A 19,492-nucleotide genomic window follows, 5' to 3' on the forward strand; every position below is an offset into this window, starting at 1 on the left:
ATGGGCGGCTGGCTGCGCCATTCGCGCAGCGCCCTGGCTTTCGAGCGCTGGCATCGGCCCTGCTCGCAGTACCCGGCGTGCTGCTGCCGCTGTGCGCCAAAGCGTTCGTCGACCAGGTGCTGCTGCGCCAGCAGCAGGGCTGGGTGGCGCCACTGCTGCTGGCGATGGCCGGTACCGTGCTGGCCCGCGCCGCGCTCACCTGGCTGCAGCAACGCTATCTGCTGCGGCTGGAAATGAAGGTGGCGCTGGCGATGTCCAGCCGTTTCCTGGCGCACGTGCTGCGCCTGCCGCTGGCCTTCTTCAGCCAGCGCCATGCCGGCGAAGTGGCCAACCGCCTCGGTGCCGCCGAGCGCATCGCCCGGCTGCTTTCCGGCGAGCTGGCGACCAATGCCTTCAACCTGGTTGCGGTGCTGGTCTATGGCGCCGCGATGCTGGCGCTGGACGTGCCGCTGGGCGCGGCGGCGATCGCGCTGACGGCGCTGAACCTGGCTTGCCTGCGCGTGCTGGCGCGCCGGCGGCAAGACCTGTCGAACCGGCTGATCGGCGAGCAGGGCAAGCTTTCCGCTGCCACCGTCGGCGCGATCGGCGGCATCGAAACGCTGAAGGCGGGCGGCGGCGAGGATGCCGCGTTCGCCCGGTGGGCCGGCTACCAGGCTACCACCCTGCTGGGGCAGCAGGGCGTGGGCCGGCGCACCGTGCTGCTGTCCGTCGTGCCGGGCCTGCTGGGCGGCCTGGCGGCCGTGGCCGTGCTGGCGCTGGGCGGCCTGCGCGTGATGGCGGGCGCGCTGACGATCGGCGACCTCGTCGCCTTCCAGCTGTTGCTGGCCGTTTTCGCCCGGCCGGTGACGCAGCTGGTGGCGCTGGCCGGCGACGTGCAGGCCGCCAGGGGCTTGCTGGCGCGCCTGGCGGACGTGTTCCGCTACCCGGTACCGCCCCGCGCGGGCGCGGCCGATGACGCCGATGCGGAAGAACGGGCGGATGTGGAAGATGCCGCGCAGGCCGCGGCACTGCATGGCCGCCTGGAGTTGCGCGACGTGAGCTTCACTATGGCCCGCTCGATCCGGACGTGGTGCGCGGGCTGTCGCTGACGGTGGAGCCGGGCATGCGCGTGGCGCTGGTAGGGGCGTCCGGCAGCGGCAAGAGCACGGTGGGCCGGCTGTGTTGCGGCCTGCTGCCGCCATCGGCCGGCGAGGTGCTGCTCGACGGCCGCCCGCTGGCCGGCCTGCCGGCACGCGTGGCCGCCGCGGCGGTGGCCTACGTCGACCAGGAAGTCTTCCTGTTCGAAGGTACGCTGCGCGACAACCTGACGCTGTGGGACGCCGCCGTGCCCGCCGCCGCGCTGCACCGGGCACTGGCCGATGCCGCGATCGCGCACGAGGTGGCGCGCCGCCCCGGTGGACTCGGCAGCCGGGTGGCCGAGGGCGGCGCCAACTGGAGCGGCGGCGAACGCCAGCGCATCGAGATCGCCCGCGCGCTGGCCCGCGACCCGGCGCTGCTGGTGCTGGACGAAGCCACCGCGGCACTGGACAGCGTGACCGAACAGGCGATCGACGACGCGCTGCGCCGCCGTGGCGCCGCCTGCGTGATCATCGCGCACCGCCTGTCCACGCTGCGCGACTGCGACGAGATCGTGGTGCTGCGCCACGGCGAAGCGGTCGAGCGGGGCACCCATGCGCAGCTGATGGCGCTGGGCGGCGAATACGCGGCGCTGGTGGGGACGATGCAATGAATAATGATGCCACGAGCAACAATGCGATGAACAACGGTGCCATGGGCAACGCGGCAATCGGCACGCTGATCCTGGATGCGCGCCATCCGCTCGACATCACCGGCCGCGCCGCGCCGCTGCTGGTGCGTTCCGGCGCCGTCAACGTGTTTGCCGTGCCGCCGGGTGGCCGGCGCCGCTTCCTGTTCCGCGTGCCGGCCGGCGCGCTGCTGTGCGGCTTGCCGGCACCGGGCGCCTTGCGCCTGCTCGCGGTCGGCACGCTCGACACGGCGGCGGTGGAGCTGGCATGGCCGGACGTGACGCCGCCGCTGCTGGCCGGCTGGTACGCCACGCTGGGCGAACAGGGCACCGAGACCGTGGACGGATTGCCGGCGCTGCACGGGCGGGCCGTCCAGCGGTTTGCGTGCCAGCTGGAAGACGATGCGGCCCGCCGCGCCGATAGCGTGCGGCACGGCTGGGAACGCGCGCGTGCCCGCTATCGCGCCGCGCTGGGCGGGTTCGCGCGGCTGGTGCTGCGGCCCTCGGCACCATCTCACGACATGTCGCCGGTGCCTGGCGTGGACGACGCGCCGGCCAGCGTCGCGCCCCGGCAGGCCGCCCGCCGCGTATCGCCACCTGCCGGCAATGCCGCGCTTGCCGGCGAATGGCCTGCCGCCTGGGCGGTGCGGCGCATTGCCGCCGAACTGGGCATCGATGCCGGCGCGGTCGACGGCGACGAAGGGGAGAATCGATCTGGCGACAACGCGCGCAATAACGTGGGCAACGACGCGCACGACGGTGCGGACCACGCAGCCGGCAACGAAGCGGGCGATGGCGCTGGCGTGGCCGAGCTGCTGGCGAGCGCCGGCATCCGCCACCGCACCGTGCTGCTGCGCGGCCAGTGGTGGCGCGCCGACAATGGCCCGCTGATCGGCTTCGATGCGGCGCGGCGCCCCTGCGTGCTGCTGCCGTCGCGGCGTGGTTACCGGCTGGCCGATGCCGGCGGCGCGGACCAGGCGGTCGACGAGCACACCATGCTGGCCGCCGAGGCGCTGATGCCATACCGTCCGCTGCCGCCGGGCGCGCTCGACTGGCGCGGCCTGCTGCGCTTCGCCGGGCGGGGCGCCGCGCCCGACGTGGCGCGCCTGCTTGCCGTGGGCGTGGCGGCCGCGGTGCTGGCGCCTCTGGTGCCCGCGGTCATCGCTCTGCTGGTGGAGTCGGTGCTGCCGCGCGGCGCCTGGGCCGAGCACTGGCAGCTTGCCGGCCTGCTGGCGGCGGCGGCCTTCGGTGCCGCCGGTTTCGAGATGTGCAAGGCGCTGCTGGTGCTGCGCTGCGAGGCGCGCGTCGACCTGGCGCTGCAGGCGGCGCTGTTCGACCGGCTGTTGCGGCTGCCGGTGGCATTCTTCCGCCGCCACACCACGGGCGACCTGGCCGACCGCGCGCTGGGCGTGCAGGAGATGCGCGCCAGGCTGACCGTCACCGCCAGCGGCGCGCTGCTGGGCGCCGTGTTCTCGCTGGCCAGCCTGGCCGCGATGCTGTACTGGAGCGTGCCCCTGGCCCTGGCCGGCATCGTGCTCGTGGCTGCCGTGCTGGGGCTGACGGCCGCCTGCGCGCGGCGCCAGCTGCGCCACGAGGGCGAACAGGTGCGCCAGCGCGGCATCGTCGAGGGACTCGTCCTGCAATTCGTGGCCGGCATCGGCAAGCTGCGCGCCGCGGCCGCCGAGCCGCGCGCCCTGGCCGCGTGGGCCCGGCACTACGAAGCGCAGGCACGCCGCCATGGCGCGGCGCGTTCCGCCGCGATGGTGCAGGAAATCGTGCAGGCATGCGTGCCGGCGCTGGCCGCGCTGGTCATCTTCGCCGCGATGGCCTATTTGCCGGCCGGGCAGGATGCCGGCGTGCTGCTGGCGTTCAGCGCCGCGTTCGGCCAGTTCCTCGGCGCGATGACGGGGATGACGCTGGCCGCCACCCAGGCGCTGGGGGTGGTGCCGCTGTACCGCCGGCTGCGCCCATTGCTGGACACGGTGCCGGAAGGCGGCGGCCGCGCCCCCGCGGCACTGCGCGGCGCCATCGAGTTGCGCGACGTGTCGTTCCGTTACGAGGACCATGGCGCGCCGGTGCTGGACCGGGTCTCGCTGTCGATCGCGCCCGGCCAGTTCGTGGCGATCGTCGGTCCGTCCGGCAGCGGCAAGTCGACGCTGCTGCGGCTGATGATGGGCTTCGATGCGCCCACTTCCGGCACCATCGCGTTCGACGGCCAGCCGCTGGCCGGGCTCGACGCGGCGGCATTGCGGCGCCACGTCGGCGTGGTGCTGCAGAATGGCCGCGTGGCGGCTGGCACGGTGTTCGACAATATCGCCAGCGATCGCCACATCAGCCACGACGAAGCGATGGCGGCGGCGCGCCAGGTCGGGCTGGCGGCGGAAATCGAGGCAATGCCGATGGGCTTGCACACGGTGCTGCACGATGGCGGCGGCACCCTGTCCGGCGGCCAGCGCCAGCGCCTGCTGATGGCGCGTGCGCTGGCGCGCCGGCCGGCCCTGCTGCTGCTCGATGAAGCCACCAGCGCGCTGGACAACCAGACCCAGGCCGTGCTGATGGACAGCCTGGCGCAGCTGGCGCTGACCCGCGTGGTGGTGGCGCACCGCCTGTCCACCGTGATCGGCGCCGACCAGATCTTCGTCGTCGACGGCGGCCGCATCGTGCAGCGCGGCAGCTACCAGGAACTGCTCGACCAGCCCGGCCCCTTCGCCGAGCTGGCCAGGCGCCAACTACTTTAACTTAGGAACGCGATGCGCAAGGCCCTGTACATCTTTGGATTGCTGAACGACGCCGACATGGAATTGCTGGCCGCGCTGGGCCGCGTGCGCACCGTGCCGGCCGGCGCCGTGCTGATCGCGCAGGGCCAGCAGCTCGACCGCCTGTACGTGCTGCTGGACGGGCACATGGAAGTGGCGGTGTCCGGCATCGGCATCGTCGCCACGCTGGGCAGCGGGGAAATACTGGGCGAGATGTCGTTCGTCGACAGTTCGCCCACCTCCGCCACGGTGCAGGCGCTGGACGACGTGCGCCTGCTCGACCTGCCGCGCTCCGCCCTGGAAGCGCGCTTCGCCGCCGATCCCGGGTTCGGCATGCGCTTCTTCCGCGCGGTGGCGGTGTTCCTCGCCGAGCGCATGCGCAATACCACCGCGCGGCTGGGGTATGGCAAGGACGAGCCGACGCCGGCCGGCATGCTGGAAGATGAACTCGATGACGGCCTGCTCGACAACGTGGGCATCGCCGGCGAACGCTTCGCGCGGCTGGTGCGCCTGCTGGCGGAGCGCTAGCGATGGTGCTCGTCGACCAGTTGCGCCTGCACGCGGCCCGGCATCCCGGCCGGGTGGCGCTGACGTTCCTGGAAGATGGCGATACCCGCACGCTGACATTCGGCGCGCTGCTGCAAGACGCCGAGCGGATCGCCGCGCGCCTGCTGGCCGACCTGCCGTTCGCCCGGCGCGCGCTGCTGCTGCACCGGCCCGGCCCGGCGTTCCTGGCGGCCCTGTGCGGCTGCTGGATCGCCGGCGTGACGCCGGTGCCGACCTATCCGCCCGGCTACCGGCCCGGCTCGCGTGCGGCGGACCGCTTCGCGCGGCTGGCCGCCGATGCCGATCCGCAGGCGGTCCTCATCGACAGCGCCGGGCTGGCGCGCGCCTGGCAAGCGGGTGCTGGCGCCCTGCCTGGTGTCGGCTGGCTGGCCACCGATGCCGATGGGCCGGTCCTCGGCGCCGGGCCGGCGGCGGGAGGCGCACAGGCGGCTGGCGCGGATGACGCGCTGGCACTGATCCAGTACACGTCGGGCTCCACCGGCACGCCGCGCGGCGTGCGCCTGTCGCATGCCAACCTGGCGGCGAACCTGGCGACGATTGCGCAACGCTTTCGCAGTACGCCGGACCAGGTCATCGTCAGCTGGCTGCCGCCGTACCACGACATGGGCCTGGTCGGCGGCCTGCTGCCGGTGCTCGCCTTCGGCAATCCGCTGGTGCAGATGGCGCCCGCGTCGTTCGTGGCGCAGCCGCTACGCTGGCTCCGCGCGATCGCGGCGCAGGGTGGTGCAAATGAAGGCGCAGAGGAGGGCGCGCGGGGTGGAGTGCATCCAGGAGTCATCTCGGGCGGGCCGAACTTCGCCTTCGAACTGTGCGTGCGCAAGCTGGCTGCCGCCGATGTCGAAGGTCTCGACCTGTCGGGCTGGCGCGTGGCGTTCTGCGGTGCCGAAACGGTGCGGCCGGAAACGCTGCGGCGCTTCGCAGCGCTGCTGGCGCCCACCGGCTTCGACCCCGAAGCGCTGTTGCCGTGCTATGGCCTGGCCGAGGCGACGCTGCTGGCCAGTGGCCGGTTCGGCTTGCGCACCCACCTGGTCGACGGTGTCGAGCGCACCTTGTGCGGCCCGCCGGCAGATGGCGTTGCGCTGGCGATCGTCGATGGCGCGGGCCGGCCACTGGCGGATGGCACGCCTGGCGAGATCTGGATCGCCGGCGCGGGCGTGTCGGCCGGCTACTGGCGCAAGGATGCGGTCGATGCCGCGCAGTTCGGCCAGCGGCTGGAAGTCGATCCGCGCCACTGGCTGCGCAGCGGCGATCTCGGCTACCTTCACGACGGCGAACTGGTGGTGACGGGCCGGCTGAAGGACCTGATCATCCTGCGTGGCCGCAACGTGTATCCGGCCGATGCGGAAGACGCGGCCGCGCGCAGCCACCCGGCGCTGGACCCCGCGGGGATTGCCGCCTTCGGCATCGATGACACCGATGGCGCGGATGGCGAACAGCTGGTGCTGGCCTGCGAGCTGCGCCGCGACAGCCGGCACACCGACCCTGTGCAGGTGGAGCGCGCCGTGCAGGCGGCGCTGGCCGACATGCTGGCCTTGCGCGCCGCGCACGTGGTGCTGCTGCGACCGGGCGCGCTGCCACGCACGACCAGCGGCAAGATCAGCCGATCGGCCGCACGCGATGCCTGGCTGGCAGGTACGCTGGCCGTGATCGCCCGCCCGGCGGTAGCGGCTGCGGAAGGCATGCAGGAGATTATGCATGAAGCGCCGCTGCTGGCCATCGCCGCGCGCCTGGCCGGCGTGCCGGCCGGCCAGGTCGATGCTGGCTGGACGCTAGGCGAGCTTGGCATCGATTCGCTGGCATCGGTGGAACTGCTGCTGGCGCTCGAACACGAGCTGGGCGCCACCGTACCGGCCGGGTGCCTGGCGCCGGATCTGTCGCTGGAGCAGTTGCAGGCACTGCTGGCGCCCGCGGGGCCGGGCGCCGCAGGCGACTTGCCTGCGCGCCTGCCACCGAGCCCGCAGCAGCTCGCCTTCCTCGATGCGGGCGTGCCCGATCCCGATGCCTTCATTGAAATCGTCCACCTGCGCGTGCCCGCCGCCGTCGACCGGCCCGCGCTGGAAGGCGCGCTGGCCTGGCTGGCACGCCGGCATCCGGCACTTCGCCTGCGCTTCGTGCGTGGGCCGGCAGGATGGGAAGTGGTGACGGATGGCGCGCCATTCGCGCTGGAACGCCTGGGCGCCGAACAGGCAGGGCAGGACCCTGCCGGCTGGCGCCAGGCGCTGCTGGCGCGTATCGGCGCCGCCATCGGCGTCGGGCATGGCGCGCTGGCGCATGCCGTGTGGCTGGACCGCGGGCCGCTGCACAACGGCATGCTGGTGCTGGCACTGCATCACCTGGTGGTGGACGCGGCGTCGATCGCCATCCTCGTCACCGGCTTGCAGCAGGCTTACACGCGAATTCTGGCAAGCGAGCCGCTGCCGTCCGGCCGGGATGGCTATGGGCAGTGGCTGCTGGCGCAGGCCACGCCCGGCGGCGCTCCTTCGCCGGCGGAGCTGGACTACTGGCGCGCGGTCTGTGGTGCCGCCGCACCCCGCCAGCCGGACCAAGCGGCAGATCTCGAACCCGCCATGCAGTTCCGCCTGGACCCTGAAGCGAACCGGCTGTTCCTGGCGCGCTACCCCGACAGCGCGGCGCGGCGCGATGCCTTGCTGGCCGCGTTCGCGCACGCGTGGATGGCGGAGCAGGGCGGCACGGCGGGCCGCGATCACGCGCTGGTGCGGCTGGAACACCATGGCCGCGACAGCCACTTGGCCCAGCCGGCGGCCAGTGCCGTTGGCTGGATGGTCAGCTATTACCCGGTGCGCATCGACGCTGCTGGTGGTCCGCCCGCGGCGCAGGTGGACGCGGTGCGCCGCACGCACGCGGCAGTGCCCGATGGCGGCGCCGGCTACGCCGCGGCCCGGCGCATGCTGGCGCTGCGCGAGCCCGAACTGGCGTTCAGCTACCGGGGCGCCGTCGACGAAGGCTTCCGGGGCGGCGGCCTGTTCCCCGTGCTCGGCTTCGAACATCCCGGCGTGCAGACGTGGGTGCAGGCCTGCGCGCGCAATGGCACCTTGCCGGTGCTCGATGCGCAGGCCAGCCTGGTGGGCGGCACGCTGGTGTGCCAGTTCGCGCACCAGCCATCACGCATTGCCGTGCCCATTGTCCGGGTCATTGCGGCGCGGATGGAAGCCTTCCTGCTGGCGCTGCTCGATTGAGTGGCTGGCAAAAGCGCTTGCTGCTGGAGAAATCGGCGATACACTGACCAGCCGCTATCGGCCAGGAGCGGACCATTGTGGACAGTATGCAACCTGACGCGCGTGCCTACATCGCCCACCCGTCAGGATTACGCACACGCTTCCTGTTTGTCTTCCATTTACCGTTGACCATCCTGCGCGTCGAAGTCTCGATCCACTTGCCGTCCGTCGTAAGGCTCTCATCCACTTCGGAGACCATCAGCAGTTTCCCCCCCACGTAGCGGTAGGTGGCGGAATAATGCTGGCAGCAGCCGCCACGCGAGGCCGACGTGATAGTGCCATCGCCACCGATCCCTACCTGCGTCAGGTCCGACAGCACGGGATCGAACTCGAACCTGCCGCTGCGCGGATCGAACAGATAGAAATGGTAATTGGAGTTGGGTCCCGCCCCGCCATCCGCGTACTGGAATGTGATGTCGGGACGGCCGTCGAAGTTCGCATCGACGATACCGACCAGATTACCCGCCTCGCCCCAACATGGCATCCCGTCGATGCCACCGATCTCCTGCACCGCCTGGCCGGTCTTTCGGTCGATGATGCGAATGCCCTGCACCGAAAACTTCCCGTCCCCTTCGTTCGTGGCATACGCTGAAAACGCGAAGTCCGAGGTCAGTACGCGCTGGTCGTACCAGACCGGCTGCGGGGTGGATTCATCGGCGGACGCAGGCGCTGTGCAGCAGAGGATGGCGGTTGATACGGCAGACAACAAGGCTGTTTTCATGGCTGCGGGCTCGGGTTCGGATACTGTCCATTGTAGCAAGCAGCGCCTCGCTGGCTGGCCGATGCAGATGGGGAGCCCTTGAAACGACTGTTCCTGGCATTCCTTACATTCGCCTCTGCAGCCGCACGAGTATTTCCGTTTCCTGGAGCGGCCCATTCCGGTCTCGAACACGAATCGATAGCAGATCAGGTGTCGCTTTCCAGCCAACCGGTCCACGACACGGGATCCCGTAACGTTGCCAGACGCTCAAACCAGCGCCGCCACAGCCAGCAGCAGGAACGTTGCAGCAGCTATAACGCCCCTGCGCAGCGGATGCGCCAGCAGCAGCGGCGCAGTGACGGGGCCAGCGCCCTGGTAGCGTTCCAGCGCCACGGCCCGGAACAGCCCGCGCCGCACGGTACCCTGCGGTTGCGCCGGCGCCGGGACATCCAGCGGCTCAGGCGTAGCTTCCACGTCGTCCCGCTGCTCCTGCCCCGCATGTGCGAGCAGGGCGGCGCGCACCGCCGGATCATCCGGCGCGCCGCTGCACACGATGCGGCCCGCCGCCATCACCGCCACCCGGTCGGCGCAGGCCAGGGCGCTGGCACGGTGCGACACGAGCAGGCAGGTGATGCCCAGCGCCCGCACGTTGGCCAGCACGCGCTGCTGCAGCGCGTCCGGCAGGGCGCTGGTCGCCTCGTCCAGCACCAGCACCCGGGGCCGGCGCAGCAGGCAGCGCGCGATCAGCAGCCGCTGGACCTGGCCGGTCGACAGGTTGGCGGCATCGACGATGGTCTGCAAGCCCATCGGCATGCGGGCCACGTCGTCAGCCAATTCGGCGGCGCGTAGCGCGGCTTGCACCTCCGCCAGCGGCCAGTCGCCATTGCCGGCCAGTTGCCAGCGCAGGGGGCCGGCGATCTCCAGCGTGTCATCCTGCGCCACGATACCGAGCGTGCTCCGTAGCCGTGCCAGCGCGGCGCCATCGGCCGGCCGGCCATCGCATTCGATGACGCCTCCGGCCAGCGGCAGGAAGCCGGGCAGGGCGCGCAGCAGCGTGGACTTGCCGCTGCCGGAAGGGCCGGCCAGCGCCGTGATGCGGCCGGCCGGCAGGTCGAGGGTGACGCGGTCGAGCGCGACCCGGCCACTGCCGGGGTAGGTGTAGCGGGCATCGCGGACGGCGAGTGCCGGCGCGGCGCTGAACGGTTCCCCCGCAGCCGGCGGCGCCACCGGGGCGCGGCGCAGCAGGGCCATCGCACGGCGTTCCGGCAGCGTGTCCAGCCAGCGGCCGGCAAAGGCGCCCAGCCGGCCCGCTTCGTGCAGCGCACGTTCGAACAGCAGGACCAGCGCCAGTGCCGGTACTACGCCGGGTGACATCGCGGGCAAGTACGCTGATAACAGCGCCGGCAACAGCGCCAGCGCGGCCAGTGGCCAGGCATCGCGCCAGGCCAGGGCTGCGTGGTCCGCACAGCGCAGGGACGCGGGCGCGCGCCATGGCAGCGCGAGCCAATGCGCCAGCGCGGCGTGGACGCGGCCGGCGGCCCGCAGCGTGGTGGCGTGGGCCAGCACCGTGAACAGGAAGCGGTGGCGGCGCCGTTCGACATGGGCGTGCCGCAGGCGGCACCGGGCTTGCGCAGCGGTGGCTTGCCATGCCAGCGGCAGCCATGCCGCCAGCGGCGCGCCCAGCCACAGCCACCACAGGCGCGGCGCCAGCATGCACAGCCCCGCCACGCAGGCAGCCAGCGTGGCCGCGCGCAGCGGCAGGGCGATGCCGCCTGCCCGGTCCTGCAGCATCAGCACCAGCCGGGCGCCCGCGTGCGCGCCTTCGTGGAGCAGGGCGGAGCCATGGCGTCGCAGCGCCGCCGGGGCAAGTGTGTACAACCGGGCATGCAGGCGGGCGGCAACGGCGGCAGCGGCGTGTTCGGTGATGCGGCCGATTCGGGTGTCCGCGTGCCAGGACCACAGCAGCGCCGCAGCGAGCAGCGGCAGGGCCGCCGGCAACGAGAACGGCGCTGCCGCCAGCGCGCCAGCCAGCAGCATGCCGTGGATGGCGGGAGCCGCCGCGCCGCGTAGCCATGCGGACCAGGAGCGTAAGCCCGGCACCGGCGCCCAGGCCGCCACATCGAACGTGGCTGCCGGCTGGCTGGCCAGCGGCCTGCTCCCGTTTGCGTCGATGACGGTGAAGCGCCCCGGCTGCCCAGCGTGAGGCTGCAGCACGGCCGGCGCGCCATCGCCGCGCCGGAACACCAGCAGCGGCCCCGGGTCCATGCGCCACCAGCAGGCCGCGGTCATCCGTACCGGCCGCAACGCAATACCGTGCGCCCGTGCCACCGCATCCACCACCTGGCCGCGGCTGCGGGCAGCGGCGCGTTCGGTAAGAGACACCACCGATCCGTCGCGCGACGGCAGCCCGGCGTGGCGGCACAGTGCCCGCAGGCAGGCATGCAACATGGCGGCGTCAGGGACCGGCGGCGGTACTTCCGGCAGTTCCGCGGCCAGCTCGGGGATGCCGGCGGCGCCGTGCGTGGCAGGCAGCTGGCCGCCGATCCGCCCATGCTCGAGGTGCAGCACGCGGTCGCAGGCTTGCAGCGTGCCGATGCGGTGGCTGACGACGATCGCCATGCAGCCGCGCCGGCGCAGGTTCGCCAGCAGCACCCGTTCCAGGGCCGGGTCGAGGCCATCCGTCACTTCGTCGAGGATCACGCAGCGTGGCGCGGTGGCCAGTGCCCGGGCGATCGCCAGCCGCTGGCGCTGGCCGCCGCTGAAGCCGGCGCCATCGGCCCCCATGCGGGCATCGAGGCCGCCGCGCGCGGCGATCACGTCGTCCACGCAGGCATCGCGCAGCGCCTGCCACAGCGCGTCGTCGGAAAGAGGGGCGGCCGGCTGCCACAGGCGCAGGTTGTCGCGCACGCTGCCGGCGTGGAAGAATGGCTGCTTGTCGAGCCATGCTATGGTGCCCGGCGCCAGTTGCGCCACGTCGTACCCACCCAGCGTGACGGTTCCCGACCATGGCGTTGCAAGGCCGCACAGCAGTTTCGCCAGCGTCGACTTGCCGCCGCCGGCCGCTCCGGCGATGCCGAGCACCTCGCCCGGCGCCACGGTGAGCGACACGCCGTGCACCACCGGCTCGCGGGTGCGCGCGTAGCCGAAGACGAGATCGTGCGCGGACAGTGGCCCATCCGGCGCAGGGTGCGGGACCGCTGTTTGTCCGCTTGGGTGGCCGGGCTCGTGCCGCACATCGTCCAGCAATTGCAGTTGGCCGCGCAGCTGGTACAGCACTGCCGGCAGCCGCGCCAGCGCGGGCAGGAGCCGCGCCGGTGCCAGCGCCAGCAGCAGGAATGCCACCGCCTGCACGGCATCCATGCCGGCCATCACTGGCAGCAGCGCGATCAGCAGCGCCGCGGCTTGCGCGGGCAGGTACAGGCGCCGCAGCGCGGGCGCCGCCTGCTGCGCCTGGCGGGCCGCATCGGCATGCGCGCCGGCACTGGCCTGCAACCTCTCGGCAGCCTGGTCCAGCGTGGCGGCTTGTTCCAGGTCGTCTTTCGCGCCGGCCGGCGTTGCAGATGCGCCGGCCAGCCAGGGTTGCAGTGTCCAGCGGGCGGCGTGTACTTGCCGGGTCATGGCGCCGGCAGCCAGCGCGAAGATGCCGGCGGCACCCAGTGCCGGCAGCGGCGCCAGCACGGCCAGGGCCGCCAGCAGCAGCGCGGCACCGGCGGCTTCGGCCAGCGGCAGGGCGATGTCGCGGCGCAGCGTGGCGGCCACCGTGGCCGGCAGCGCCGCCAGCCGGTGCAGCGCGGCGGGCACCCGGTAGTCGAAGAATGCCTGCGGCTGGCTGGCCAGGTGGCCGCACAGGCGCTGGCGCAGCGCCGTGCCGAGGTGTCGTTCGCCGCGGTCCAGCAGTCGCTCCAGCAGCCAGCGGGCGGCGGCGCGCCACGCCAGTGCCGCGCCGGCCAGGCCTGCCACGACGGCGGGATCACGCACAGCCGGTATCGCGGCCGCGAGCAGGACCGGCGCGGCGGACAGCGCCAGCACCACGGCCGCGATACCGGGCAGCGTGCCCTTGCCTGCGTCGGCCAGCAGGGCGCGCAGGCGTGGCCACAGCGCGGGCGCCGCGCCGCCGGGCTGGAATTCCGGTCCCGGAGCCAGGGCGATGGCGATGCCCGTGAAGCGTTCGTCGAATTCCTCGCGCGCCAGCCAGGCCTGGCCGCGCGCCGGATCGTTGAGGCGCACGCGCCGTTCGGTGATTTCCTCGACGACGGCGAAGTGGATGAAGTCGAGGTGGACGATCAGCGGCAGGCCGACGGCCGCCAGCGTCTCCGGCTCCTTGCGCAGCACGCGGGCGCACAGGCCGTAGTGGCGGGCGGCGCGGGCGGTGTCGCCGGCATGCAGGCAATGGCGCGAAATGCCGGTGAGCTCGCGCAGTTCGGCCAGCGTGGCATGGCGGCCGAAGTGCGCAAGCATGATCGCCAGCACGGCGATGCAGCATTCCGTTTCCTGTGCCTGCAGTATCAGTGGAGTGCGCATCGTGAGGTGTTGCGGGGGCGTGTGCCGATAAAAAGCGGCCATGATGCCACAGCGCGGCGCGCTCACGCGGCGGCGGCGGCAGATGTCAGGCGGGCGATCCCGCGGACGAGGAGGCGGGCGAAACGACGGTGGAAGAACCGGCTGGCGCAGCGGCGGCGCGCGGCTCGCGTTCCAGCAGGGCCAGCATGTCCGGCAGCGGCATCGGCCGCGCGAACAGGTAGCCCTGCATGCCGGGCGCGCCGTGCGCGGCCAGGAATGCCGCCTGGTCGTGCGTTTCCACGCCTTCGGCCACCACGCGCAAGCCCAGGTGCGCCGCCATCGCCAGGATCGACTGCACGATCGCGGTGCCATTCGCATCGCCCGGGGTATCGTTGATGAAGCTGCGGTCGATCTTCAGTTCATACAGCGGCATGCGCCGCAGGTATCCCAGGTTCGAGTAGCCGGTGCCGAAGTCGTCGATCGAGAAGCGGATGCCCATGCGCGCCAGTTCGTGCATGCGGGCGATGGTGTCGTCCAGGTTCTCGATCAGCAGCCCTTCGGTGACCTCGAAGATCAGCTGCGAAGCCGGCGCCCCCGTCTCGTGCAGGATGGCGCGCACCTGTGCCACGAAATCGGGCTCGCGGAATTGCGATGGGCTCACGTTGACCGACAGCGGCAGCGCATGCCCGGCGGCGGACAGCCGCAGCCAGGCGTGGCAGGCTTCGCGCAGCGCCCAGTAGCCCAGCTTGACGATCAGGCCGCTGGCTTCGGCGGCGGGAATGAACACATCCGGCGGCACCGACGTGCCGTCCGCGCGGCGCCACCGCATCAGCAGTTCGGCGCCGACCGGCCGCTCGTCGCGGTCGACCTGCAATTGCACGTGCATCTGCAGTTCGCCGTTGGCCAGCGCCTGGCCCAGGTCGCGCTCGATCGTCAGCCGGCGTTCCACCTCGGCGCGCATGGTGTCCTCGAACAGCGCCACGCCGTCGCGGCCGCCGGCCTTGGCGCGGTACATCGCGATATCGGCTTCGCGCAGCAGGTCGTCCACGCTCTGGCCGGCGCGCGGCAGCAGGGTGACGCCGATGCTGGCGGTCGACTGGTATGCCTGGCCGCCGATGTCGAACGGCTGGCCGAGCGTGGCCCGGATGCGCGCGGCCATCGCCAGCGCGCCGGCGGCGGCGCCGCCATCGCACGTGTCGAGGCCGGCCAGCAGCATCACGAATTCATCGCCGCCCAGGCGGGCCACGGTGTCGGCGGGGCCGGCCAGTTGCGACAGGCGCTGCGCGGCGGCATGGAGCAGCAGGTCGCCGGTGGCATGGCCGCGCGCGTCGTTGATATTCTTGAAGTGATCGAGGTCGATGAACATCACGGCCGCATGGGGCGCCGCGCAGCCGGCATCGAGCTGCTGCTGCAGGCGGTCCATCAGCAGGCGGCGGTTCGGCAGGCCGGTCAGCACGTCGTAGAACGCCAGCCGGTGGATCGCGTCGGCGGCCTTGCGGCGCTCGGTGACATCGCGGCCGACCAGTACCCAGTGCGTGTAGACGCCATCCTCGTCGGCGAACGGCACCATTTCCATCTCGACCCAGTAAGGTTCGCCGCTGCGCGTGTAGTTGAGGAGTTCCGCCGCCACCGGCTCGGCGTGGCACATGGCATGCACCACGCGCGCCACTTCCGCCGGGTCGGTGCCGGGGCCGTGCAGCATGCGCGTGCTCCGGCCGAGCATCTCTTCGCGGGTATAGCCCGTCTTGCGCAGCAGCGCGTCGTTGACGAACACGATCGGCTGTTCCGCGCCGCGTTGCGCCACGGCCCGTGCGATGATCACCATTTCATTCAGGTTGGCCACGGCGGCCGAGGTCAGGCGCAGTTCGGCGTTCACCGCCTGCAGCCTGCTGCGCCCTTCCTCCAGCGTGCCGGTAAACGTGCGCAAGTCGCCCAGCGAGCGCGACAGCCGCTGCAGCAGCACGCTGCAGGTCAGCGTCAGCAGCAGCCCGATGCACAGGTAATTCAGGACGATGACCAGCGTGGGAGCCAGCGCCTGGCCCGGCAGGTCGGTCACGTAAAGGCGCGCATGGCCCGTCAGGGCCAGCGTGGCGATCGTGGCGCCGGACAGCGCGAGCGCTACCAGCGCGGGCCAGGTACCGAGCAGCACCGCCGCCAATACCGGCGGCGCCAGCAGGTAGACCTGGCTGATCGGCCCCACGGTCACCATCAATGCCACGCCGACGAGGTACAGGATGGCCAGGAAGTTGAAGACCCGCACGTGGTAGGGCAGGCTGCGCGCGCGCCACAGCGCCAGCACCCAGGCCATCGCGACGGTATCGACGATCGCGATGCTCCAGCGCCCGTGGTAAGCCGTAACGGCGATGCTCGGCAGTGCCGCCGCCACGCCAAGCACGGCGACGACGGAAAGCAGCAGGGTAAAGATCTGGATGCGCCAGTGCGCGATGTCGTTGAATGCCACGATGCTGCCAGGATGAGGTTGCCTATAGGAAATAGGATAACGCGCTCGGGCAGGGTAAGTCATCCATTAAAAGCGGCAGCGCTGAAACTAAGTTGCTGGTTGTTGCAACGTGCTCACAAAAGTGGCAAGGATGCAAACAGTTGATGCCGCCTTGGCACTAGCGGTTCAATACACGGACATTGCTGATGGCCGGCGGTGCGGCGGACCGGTTCTGCAAGGTGTACACCAGTGACAGCAGCGCCAGTGTCTGCACGCTGCGGTCCTCGTGCGAGGTGCCGGCCGGCTCGGCGTAAGGCGGCACGCTGAAGTGCTTGTCGCGATAGGTCACGGCGACCGCGGCGCCCGGCGCCGGCTGGCAGCATTGCATCCGGAACAGGTAGGCCTGGCGCTGGCGGCCGATGCGGATCGTGACGGGATCGATGCGGGTGGCGTCGGCGGCGTTCTGGTAGCGGCTCAGCTCACCGAGGTAATACATCATCGATTGCGTGGAGCGCAGCACCAGCCGGGCTTCGGCGATGTCCGGTTCCGCGGCGGCGCGGGGTGGCGCCGCTTTCGTGGGGGCCTTGCCGCCCGGGCGCCGCTTGTCGCCCGGGCCGCCCACCGAGATCGACAGCGTGGACAGCGCCTTGCCGATCCGTTTCAGCGTGTCGGCCACCGGCGGCTCGGTTCCGGCGGATGGAGCCGATGTACCGGCGGCCTGGGTATCCGCCGCGGCGCCTGCGTCGGCCACGGCGGGCACGGCCTTGTCGTCGATGGCGCAATCGGCGGCGCCGGCAATGCCGGACTTGCCCGACCCATAGGAATCGAGCTTGACGCCCGCTTCCCTGCTCACTTGCGCGAGACGGTAATAGCGGGGCGCCCTGGCTTGCCGCGGGCCCGTTTCGGCCAGCTGCCTGCCCTCGGCATCCACTTCCACCGGTACCAGCCCGGCGGCCTTCGCGGCGGTGACGACGCCGACGTCCGCCAGCTTTTCGGCCGGGAATTTTTCGCCGAGGAATTCGTAGGCGGCGGATTCGGACAGCACGAGCCGGCAGCCGGCGATCACGTCGACCAGTGCGCCAAAGGCGGGAAAGGTTTCGTTGCGCGGGCTGTTGACGAGGTTGTGCAGCAGGTTGCCCTGGCTGTCATAGGTTTCCACCGAGCCCACGAACATGTAGAGCAGCAGCGGCAGCGGCCAGCCCTGGCTGGCGAAATACGCCATCAGCCTGGCGTCGACGGGCGTAGTCAGGCCGTTCATGAATTCCTGCGACACGAGGCTGACGGTATCGACCGCCGACGCCGATTCCAGCGTGGGGCGCAACGCGAAGTAGGGCGGTGCCGCGCCGCCGAATGGGATGTCGAGCCCGACGATCGGCGTGCCGAGGCCGCCGCCGCCGGGCGTGGCGCGCACCGTGTTCACCTGCGTGAAATGCATCGGCATGCGCTCGTGCGCCCGGGCGATGTTCAGGACCAGGTAGGCGTTATGCGCATCTTCCTGCACGATGTTGGAGGTGATCGCGCTTTGCACCAGAGGCCCGGAACAGCCGGCCAGCGAGGCCGCGACCGCTGCCAGCGATACCCATGTGACGATGCCGTTCCGGTTCCCTGCCATCCTGCCTCCTGCGCGATCGGTGAGAGCGCAGGCTAAGGCGGGCACTATTGAATGTCAACGCCACGGCCTTTGGGACACGGCAACAGTGGCATGGTCACGGTCACAGCAGCGACAGCGCCGGCGGGCCATCCCGGCCCAGCCAGGTGGTATCGAAGCGTTGCTGGGCCGCGGCCAGGGCCGCCGTGTCGCCGCGCTGCCGGTACACTTCGACGAGGCCGCGCAGCGCCCAGCCGTTGCTCGGCGTGCGGGCCAGCGAGGCGCGGAAGGTCTGTTCGGCGGCATCGAGGCGCCCGGCGCGCAGCTGGGCCGCGCCGAGCGATTGGCGTACCGGGTAATACCAGTACGGCGGCTCGGTGTAGGGCAGCGTGTCCTGCACGTCCACCGCTTCCTGGTAAGCCGCCATTGCCGCCGGCAGCTTGCCCTGCGCATCGGCAAGGCGGCCGGCTGCCACGGCCCGCGCCGTGCGCACGATGGCGCGCGCCGGCACGTTCGCCGCCTCGACCGGCGCGAAGTCGCCCGTGCGTTCCAGCGCCGACAGCGCGGCGATTTCCCGGTTCGCCGCGGCGTGCGCTCCCTGGCGGGCATGGCCGACGGCGCGCGCGTAATGCCACATCGCCTTCACCAGCACCAGCTCGTTGCCGGGATCGGGCAGGGCCAGCAGTGTTTCCGCGCTGGAGAACTGCACATGCGCAAAGTAGGGTGCCGCCTTCACCGGCTGCATCATGGCGAATTCCTTCACCATTCCTGCCGGCAGCGCGCGGTCCAGCCTGGCGGCGGCATCGAGCGCCGTGCGGCCATCGCCGCCCATCAGCGCCGACACCAGCACGAAGTGGATGTTGTGCGGATAGTAGGCGCCCTTGTACACGGCATCGCTGGCGGCATTGCCGAAATAGGCGTCATCGGCGGCGATCGCGTCCACGTTCGCCTGCAGCGCTTCCCGGTACAGGCCGACGCGATAGTAGATGTGGGACGGCATGTGCACCAGGTGGCCGGCACCGGGCGCCTGGGCCGCCAGCAGGCGGGCCGAGGGCAGTGCCTTTTCCGGGTGGCTCGATGCCTCCACCGCATGGATGTAGTAGTGGGCTGCGCCCGGGTGCCGCGGATTGCGTTCCAGTACGCGCTCGAGCGCATCGACCATCTCGGCGGTGCGGCCCTTGCCGCGCGTGCCGGCCGCTTCCCAGTAGTCCCATGGCGCCAGGTCCATCAGCGCCTCGGCGAACAGCACCTGCACCGTGTCGTCGTTCGGGAAGGCGCGCGCGGCGTCGGTCATCGCCGCCGCGGAGGCCTTGTCCAGCGCCGCCCGGTCGGCACCCGGCGGCGCCGCGTAGCGCCGCGCCACGGCACGGATCAGCGCCTGCTCGACGGGCCTGGCTTGCGGCGCCAGTTTCGCGGCCGCCTGCGCGGCGGCGAACGCGGGCTCCACCGCCTGCGGGAACATCGGCGCATTGATGTTGGGGCCCAGCACCAGCGCCTCGCCCCACCAGCACATGGCGCACGCCGGATCGATCGTGCGTGCCGCGCGGAATGCGCGGGCCGCCTCGGCATGGTTGAAGGCGAAGGTCAGCCGCAGGCCCTGGTCGAAATAGGCTTGCGCCTTCGGCTGCCGCGTGGTGACCGGCATGTGCAGCGTGCCCAGGTTGTCGTACAGCGGCGGCATGCCGGCCGGCGCCGCCGCGCTGTCCTTCGCCGAAGGCCGGAACGGCGCCGTTTCAGCCTGCGCCAGCACGAGCTTTTCCAGCAGCGGCGGACGGCCCGGCTGGGCCTGCAGGCAGGTGGCAGCGCCGGCCAGCACGGGATCGAAGCCGTTGCGCTGTTCCGCTCGCGAGGATGCCAACACCGCCGTGCCGGCGGCCACGGCGGCCAAGGCTGACAGAATTACCGCGGCTTTCCACATCACTGTCGTTTTCATCATCCCTCCGGTGTCGAACATGCGGTGC

10 protein-coding genes are annotated in these 19,492 nt (G+C 71.6%); 5 read left to right on the forward strand and 5 right to left on the reverse strand.

What is annotated here, in order from left to right:
* Positions 1–77 precede the first annotated feature (77 nt).
* The 5 genes from OU994_RS05080 to OU994_RS05100 are packed head-to-tail and all read left to right on the forward strand — an operon-like array spanning position 78 to position 8,264.
* The gene (locus OU994_RS05080) at positions 78–1,088 is read left to right on the forward strand and encodes an ABC transporter transmembrane domain-containing protein (protein WP_373922551.1); all 1,011 of its coding nucleotides are present in this window, start codon (positions 78–80) and stop codon (positions 1,086–1,088) included.
* Entirely contained in the window at positions 1,067–1,729 is a 663-nt protein-coding gene (locus OU994_RS05085) for an ATP-binding cassette domain-containing protein (RefSeq protein WP_281609882.1), read from the forward strand. The genes OU994_RS05080 and OU994_RS05085 overlap by 22 nt, the downstream gene beginning before the upstream one ends.
* Positions 1,726–4,482: an NHLP bacteriocin export ABC transporter permease/ATPase subunit gene (locus OU994_RS05090; protein ID WP_281609883.1), complete on the forward strand. Its 2,757-nt coding sequence runs from the start codon at positions 1,726–1,728 to the stop codon at positions 4,480–4,482. The genes OU994_RS05085 and OU994_RS05090 overlap by 4 nt, the downstream gene beginning before the upstream one ends.
* A gap of 12 nt (positions 4,483–4,494) precedes the next feature.
* Complete coding sequence (locus OU994_RS05095) at positions 4,495–5,028, forward strand: cyclic nucleotide-binding domain-containing protein (RefSeq protein WP_281609884.1); 534 nt, start codon at positions 4,495–4,497, stop codon at positions 5,026–5,028.
* Between the two features lie 2 nt (positions 5,029–5,030).
* Positions 5,031–8,264 (forward strand): AMP-binding protein, encoded by a 3,234-nt coding sequence (locus tag OU994_RS05100; RefSeq protein ID WP_281609885.1) that lies wholly within the window; start codon positions 5,031–5,033, stop codon positions 8,262–8,264.
* A gap of 106 nt (positions 8,265–8,370) precedes the next feature.
* Here the strand turns inward: OU994_RS05100 and OU994_RS05105 are convergent, their stop codons facing one another.
* From OU994_RS05105 to OU994_RS05125, 5 genes are all read right to left on the reverse strand, one after another.
* Positions 8,371–9,024 carry a hypothetical protein gene (locus OU994_RS05105; protein ID WP_281609886.1) on the reverse strand — a complete coding sequence of 218 codons (654 nt, stop codon included), beginning with the start codon at positions 9,022–9,024 and terminating at the stop codon, positions 8,371–8,373.
* 246 nt (positions 9,025–9,270) lie between these two features.
* A complete protein-coding gene (locus OU994_RS05110) occupies positions 9,271–13,524 on the reverse strand; it encodes an ATP-binding cassette domain-containing protein (RefSeq protein WP_281609887.1) in 4,254 nt (1,417 codons plus the stop codon).
* Between the two features lie 85 nt (positions 13,525–13,609).
* Positions 13,610–15,964 carry a bifunctional diguanylate cyclase/phosphodiesterase gene (locus OU994_RS05115; RefSeq protein ID WP_281609888.1) on the reverse strand — a complete coding sequence of 785 codons (2,355 nt, stop codon included), beginning with the start codon at positions 15,962–15,964 and terminating at the stop codon, positions 13,610–13,612.
* Between the two features lie 157 nt (positions 15,965–16,121).
* Positions 16,122–17,555, reverse strand: a complete 1,434-nt coding sequence (locus tag OU994_RS05120; RefSeq protein ID WP_281609889.1) for a hypothetical protein — start codon at positions 17,553–17,555, stop codon at positions 16,122–16,124.
* A gap of 100 nt (positions 17,556–17,655) precedes the next feature.
* Positions 17,656–19,392 carry a hypothetical protein gene (locus OU994_RS05125; RefSeq protein WP_373922608.1) on the reverse strand — a complete coding sequence of 579 codons (1,737 nt, stop codon included), beginning with the start codon at positions 19,390–19,392 and terminating at the stop codon, positions 17,656–17,658.
* Between the last annotated feature and the right edge of the window lie 100 nt (positions 19,393–19,492).

Source organism: Pseudoduganella sp. SL102, assembly GCF_027856995.1.
In the GTDB taxonomy this organism is placed as follows: domain Bacteria; phylum Pseudomonadota; class Gammaproteobacteria; order Burkholderiales; family Burkholderiaceae_D; genus Rugamonas; species Rugamonas albidiflava.

What these genes read in the sequence shown, in the direction of transcription:
- OU994_RS05090 (WP_281609883.1), top strand. Translation starts at nt 1,726, where the DNA reads ATGAATAATGATGCCACGAGCAACAATGCGATGAACAACGGTGCCATG.
- OU994_RS05095 (WP_281609884.1), top strand. Translation starts at nt 4,495, where the DNA reads ATGCGCAAGGCCCTGTACATCTTTGGATTGCTGAACGACGCCGACATG.
- OU994_RS05100 (WP_281609885.1), top strand. Translation starts at nt 5,031, where the DNA reads ATGGTGCTCGTCGACCAGTTGCGCCTGCACGCGGCCCGGCATCCCGGC.
- OU994_RS05105 (WP_281609886.1), bottom strand. Translation starts at nt 9,024, where the DNA reads ATGAAAACAGCCTTGTTGTCTGCCGTATCAACCGCCATCCTCTGCTGC.
- OU994_RS05110 (WP_281609887.1), bottom strand. Translation starts at nt 13,524, where the DNA reads ATGCGCACTCCACTGATACTGCAGGCACAGGAAACGGAATGCTGCATC.
- OU994_RS05120 (WP_281609889.1), bottom strand. Translation starts at nt 17,555, where the DNA reads ATGGCAGGGAACCGGAACGGCATCGTCACATGGGTATCGCTGGCAGCG.